4 protein-coding genes and 2 pseudogenes are annotated in these 5,154 nt (G+C 73.3%); all 6 read right to left on the reverse strand.

Features of this window, described 5'->3' with window-relative positions; all coding sequences use genetic code 11:
- Positions 1-529 (reverse strand): annotated as a pseudogene (locus TA90_RS16015) (shikimate kinase); the annotation flags it as partial.
- Positions 526-1,736, reverse strand: a pseudogene (gene aroC / locus TA90_RS06300) (chorismate synthase). The pseudogenes aroC and TA90_RS16015, both read right to left, overlap by 4 nt.
- Positions 1,737-1,778: 42 nt before the next feature.
- Positions 1,779-2,468 (reverse strand): prepilin peptidase, encoded by a 690-nt coding sequence (locus tag TA90_RS06305; RefSeq protein WP_043535190.1) that lies wholly within the window; start codon positions 2,466-2,468, stop codon positions 1,779-1,781.
- A gap of 7 nt (positions 2,469-2,475) precedes the next feature.
- The gene (locus tag TA90_RS06310) at positions 2,476-3,321 is read right to left on the reverse strand and encodes a shikimate dehydrogenase (protein ID WP_043535191.1); all 846 of its coding nucleotides are present in this window, start codon (positions 3,319-3,321) and stop codon (positions 2,476-2,478) included.
- A gap of 1 nt (position 3,322) precedes the next feature.
- On the reverse strand, positions 3,323-4,582 hold the full coding sequence (gene mltG / locus TA90_RS06315; protein ID WP_187120099.1) for an endolytic transglycosylase MltG: 1,260 nt from the start codon (positions 4,580-4,582) through the stop codon (positions 3,323-3,325).
- Positions 4,579-5,064, reverse strand: coding sequence for a Holliday junction resolvase RuvX (gene ruvX, locus TA90_RS06320; RefSeq protein WP_187120100.1), 486 nt, complete (start codon positions 5,062-5,064; stop codon positions 4,579-4,581). The genes mltG and ruvX overlap by 4 nt, the downstream gene beginning before the upstream one ends.
- Between the last annotated feature and the right edge of the window lie 90 nt (positions 5,065-5,154).

The following is a 5,154-nucleotide window of genomic DNA, read 5'->3' on the forward strand; positions in this document are numbered from 1 at the left end:
ACGACCTCGGGCGCGCCTCCCATGAGGTGGACGATCTCCTCCACGACCCGGGAGACGGGCCGGGAGTCGGAGTGCACGCGCACGGTGGCGACCTCACGGTAGAACCCGTCGCGTTCCTCGCGCAGGGTGCGCAGTGCGGCATCCGGGTCCGGGAGCAGCAACGGGCGGTGGGTCTTCTTCGCGGTCCTGCGCAGGAGCTCCTCGTGGGCGACGTCCAGGTGGACGACGCTGTGCCCGCGCAGGAGTTCACGCACGGCGGCAGTGGTCACCGCACCCCCGCCCAGGGAGACGACCGCGCGTCGTCCCAGGGCCCGACGCACGGCGGCGACCTCGAGGTCCCGGAACGCCGCCTCCCCCGGCTGGAGAAGATCTCGGGGATCTCCATCCCGGCCTCCTCCACCACGAGGTCGTCGGAGTCGACGTGGTCGACGGCCAGTCGCGCGGCCAGCGCCCGGCCGACCCGCGACTTCCCGGACCCGGGCATGCCGACGAGGACGAGCGGGAGACCCAACTCCTCCGGATCGCTCATGCCCGCTCCCCCACCTGGGCCAGGTACGCCCCCAGGTTGCGCCGGGCCTCGCGCACGGAGTTCCCCCCGGCGTGGTCGCCCAGGGCGTCGGCGAGGACGAGGGCGACCTCGGCCTGTGCGATCAGCGCGCCGGGCACGACCTGGCTGGTGTCGGAGCGCTGGTGCAGGGCGCGCGTCCCCTCACCCGTCGCCAGGTCCACCGTCCGCAGTGCGTGCGGGACGGTCGAGATCGGTTTGAACGCGGCCCGCACCACGACCGGCTGGCCGTTGGAGGTGCCGCCCTCGATCCCCCCGGCCCGGTTGGAGGCGCGCGTGAGGTGGCCGTCCGCACCGTTCAGGATCTCGTCGTGGGCCCGGGACCCGAACGAGGCGGCCTGGTCGAACCCGTCGCCGATCTCCACGCCCTTGACGGACTGGATCGACATGACGGCCCCCGCCAGGCGCGCGTCCAGGCGCCGGTCCGCCTGCACGTGGGTGCCCAGACCCACGGGCACCCCCCAGGCCACGACCTCGACGACCCACCGACGGTGTCACCGGCCGCCTTGGCGGCGTCGATGACCCCGACGAAGCGGCGCTCGGCGTCGGCGTCGAGCGTGCGCACCGGCGAGGCGTCGAGCGCCTCCGTGTCCTCGGGGCCGGGGAGTGTCCCGTGGCCGACGGACTCCGCGCCGACGGCGACGACGTGGCTGACCAGGCGGATGCCGGCGACCTGTTCGAGGTAGGCCTCCGCCAGTGCCCCGAGTGCCACCCTGGCCGCCGTCTCGCGCGCGGAGGCGCGCTCCAGGACGGGCCGGGCCTCGGGGAGGTCGTAGGACAGCATCCCGGCGAGGTCCGCGTGCCCCGGCCTCGGGCGGGTGAGGGGACGGTTGCGGGCGACCTCGCGCTCGTCACCGGTGCCCGCGTCGACGAGGAGTGCCTCGGGGTCGACCGGGTCCGCCGACATGACGACCTCCCACTTCGGCCACTCGGAGTTGGCGATCTCGACGGCGACCGGGGCACCCGTGGTGACCCCGTGACGCACGCCGGCGAGGAGGCGGACCTCGTCGCGCTCGAACTTCTGGCGCGCACCCCGGCCGTGGCCGAGGCGGCGCCGTGCCAGGGCGCCGCGGATGGTCTCCGTCGTCACCTCCACCCCGGAGGGCAGTCCGTCCAGTGTCGCGAGGAGCGCGGGGCCGTGCGACTCGCCCGCGGTCAGCCATCTCAGCATTGTCCCAGTGTCCCACAGCGAGGGTGACGGGGACCGCACGTCTCAGCCCGCTCCCCCGCCGACCTGCACGGGGAGCACGCCCCACAGCACCACCGCCACGAGGGCGGCGCCGATGAGCCAGGGACCCATGGCGATGCGCGAACGCAGGCCGCCACCGCCGCTCACCAGCAGCCACAGCGCAGCAGTCCCCGCACCGAGGAAGGCCAGGACCAGGCCACCCACCGCCGCCTCCCAGGAGATCGTCCCGAGGACGGCACCGAGGACGGGGGCGAGCTTGACGTCGCCCAGGCCGACTCCCGCGCGGGCGAGGTGGCCCGCCGCCAGCGGCAGCGTCCACACGGCCACCCCCACCAGGAGACCGGGGAGGACGCGGGCGTCCCCGTCCACCAGGAGGCGGGACACCAGGCCCACGAGGGCACCGCAGGCCATCGTGAGGGTGCACCCGTCGGGCAGCCGGTGGGTGCGGGCGTCGACGAGGACCGAGACGGTACCCGCCATCGCGACCGTGACGATCCCCGCCACACCCGCCAGCGGGTGGCACACGACGAGTGCCACCGCCCCGATGAGGAGCACCCACCAGGTCAGGGCGAGCCGGGGGAAGGGGGTCTCCCCCGCGGCCGAGAGGTGGCCGCGCTGGATGCGCCAGCCGGGCCCTGCGGTCCACACGCCGCAGGCGAGCCAGGTCAGGGTGCCCAGCAGGAGGGGGAGGTCCTCCGTCCCGACTCCGGCCACGGTGCGCTCAGCCCTGCCCGGTGACCGCGGCGAGCATCGCGCGCCGCATCCAGGCGATGTCGGGGTCGCGCCCGGTCATCAGGCGCACCTGGAGGACGGCCTGGTGCAGGAGCATCTCGAGGCCGTGCGCCACGGGGGCGCCGTGGTCACGCCAGGTCCGCACCAGTGGTGTCTCCAGGGGCGAGTAGACGACGTCGAGGAGCACCTGGTCGGGCCGCGGTGCGAGGGTGCGCGCCAGGTCGTCTGCAGCACCCGCCGGGACGGTGGAGACGAGCACGTCAGCGCGCTCGATCACCTCCCGCACCGCGTCGGTGCGCGCCCAGGGCACCATCTCGACCTCGATGCCCAGACGTGTCGCGGCGGTCGCGACGGTACCCGGACCGGCGAAGTGGCGGGCCACCACGGTGACGTGGTCGGTGTGGAGTGAACCGAGGGCGGCGACCGCCGAGGAGGCGGTGGCGCGCGCCCCGAGGACGACCGCGGACCGCGCGCGCCCCAGACCCGCTGCCCCGCGTGCCTCGGTGACGGCCCGGAGGATCCCGTGGACGTCGGTGTTGAAACCGGTGAGCACCTGCGCGGAGGGCACGACGGTGTTCGTGGAGCCGACCGCCTCGGCCAGGGGGTCGATCACGTCCAGGAGCGGCATGACCGCCTGCTTGCAGGGCATGGTCACCGACAGGCCCACACAGTCCTCGTCCAGCGAGGCCAGGAGGGTGGGCAGGGTGTCCGACGTCTGCTCCAGGCGCAGGTACTCCCAGTCCTCGCCCAGCCCCAGGGAGTCCCAGGCCGCGCGGTGCAGCACCGGGGACAGTGAGTGGGAGATCGGCGAGCCGATCACCGCCGCCCAGGGCACCTCAGCACTTCCCCGGGTTGGCGGCGCAGTACTCGTCGAGCTTCTTGCGGTTCTGCTCCTGCTCCTCGTGGGTGGTGGCGAACAGGGTCTCCCCCGTGTCGAGGTCCACGGTGACGAAGTAGAGCCAGGTCCCCTCCGCGGGGTCGAGCGTCGCCTGGAGGGCGGCCCTGCCCGGCTGGGAGATGGGCCCCGGGGGCAGGCCCTTGTGCAGGTAGGTGTTGTAGGGCGTGTCCTTCTTGAGTTCAGCGGCCGTGGGGATGCCCCCGGTCTTCCCGAGCCCGTAGAGCACGGTGGAGTCCATCTGCAGCAGACCCTTGGTCTCGCCGTCGGGATCAGCCAGACGGTTGTCGATGACGCGCGCGACCTTGGGCAGGTAGGTGTCGATGTTGACCTCGCGTTCGAGGATGGAGGCCTTGATCAGCACCTCCTCCCGCTCGTCCGTGGGCACGTCGAGGTCGTCGAGCTCCTTGACGGTGGCGGCCACCATCTCCTTCGCGAGCGACTGCGGGGTGTCGGAGGAGGAGACCTCGTACGCCCCCGGTGCGAGCCATCCCTCGAGGTTGCCGCCGGCTTCCTCCGGCAGACCGATGGCGTCGGTGTCGGCGAACGCCTCCTCGACCTCGTCCTGCGAGAGGCCGGTCACGTCCACGACCTTCTGCACCACCTGCGCCACGGTCTGCCCGGCATCGACGGTGACGGTGTTGTCCGTGCGGTTCGCGTCGTCGAGCAGTGCGGCCACCGCATCGGAGGCGGACATCTCGCGCTTCAGGCTGTAGGTGCCGGGGCGGATCGAGCCGGAGGCCTTGTTGGCCTCGAAGGCGCGCTCGAAGGCGGCCTCGGTCTTGACGACACCCTGGTCGACGAGGCGGGCCCCGATGTCACTGCCCAGGTCGCCTCTCTCGATGGTGACCTCCACCTGACCCGTGCCCGGCCCGGGGTAGTCGTCGGACTCCGCGGGTGACCCACCGGTGCGCAGCGCACCGAGCGCGTACCAGACGGCGGTGGCCAGCAGACCGATGACGACCAGCAGCACCAGGAAGGTGCGCACACGACGGCGACGCCTCCTCCTGCGTGCCCTCGCCCGCTCGTGCTCGAGGCGTCGGGAGCGCAGTCCCGAGGTTCCCTCCCCGGCGACGACGGGGGCCGGGAAGAGCGCGGGCGCGGTGTCGGGGCGGCCGCCAGCGGCCTGCTGCTCGCGCTGCTCCCGTTGGTACTCCCGTCGACTGGGGTACGGAGCCCTCGGCGTCTCAGGTGTGGTCACTGTGCGTTCTTCCGGGTCGTCGGCGCCACGAGGGCACCGGGGGCGTGGTCCCCCATCCGCTCCTCCTCCAACGCCTGCTCGAGGATCACCTGCGCCGCCACCTGGTCCACGACCGCCCGGTGGTCCCTCTCCGGGACCCCGGACTCACGCAGCCGGTGGTGCGCCTGGTTGGAGCTTAGCCGTTCGTCGACCAGGCACACGCGCACCCCGGGGAGCGCGTCGGCGATGCGACGGGCGTAGCGCCGGGCCCCCTTCGCCGAGATCCCCTCACCACCCCTGAGGTGCCGTGGCAGACCCACGACGACCTCGAAGGCCGAGAACTCCCGGGCGAGGTCGACCAGTCGGTCGAGCTCCGAGCCGTCGTCCGCACGCTGCAGCGTCTCCACCGGCAGCGCGAGGATCCCCTCGGGATCCGTACGTGCCACACCGATGCGGACCGTGCCCACGTCGACGCCCAGACGTACCCCCGGCCTCAGGCTCACAGGTGGTCGACCTCGTCGGTCACCGCCCGCAGCGCGGCGTCGACCGCCCGGCGTCGGTCCCGCCACCCTGGGCGACGTCGTCGCGACCAC

The sequence above is a fragment of the Actinomyces polynesiensis genome (assembly GCF_000820725.1).
GTDB classification, from domain to species: Bacteria; Actinomycetota; Actinomycetes; order Actinomycetales; family Actinomycetaceae; genus Pauljensenia; species Pauljensenia polynesiensis.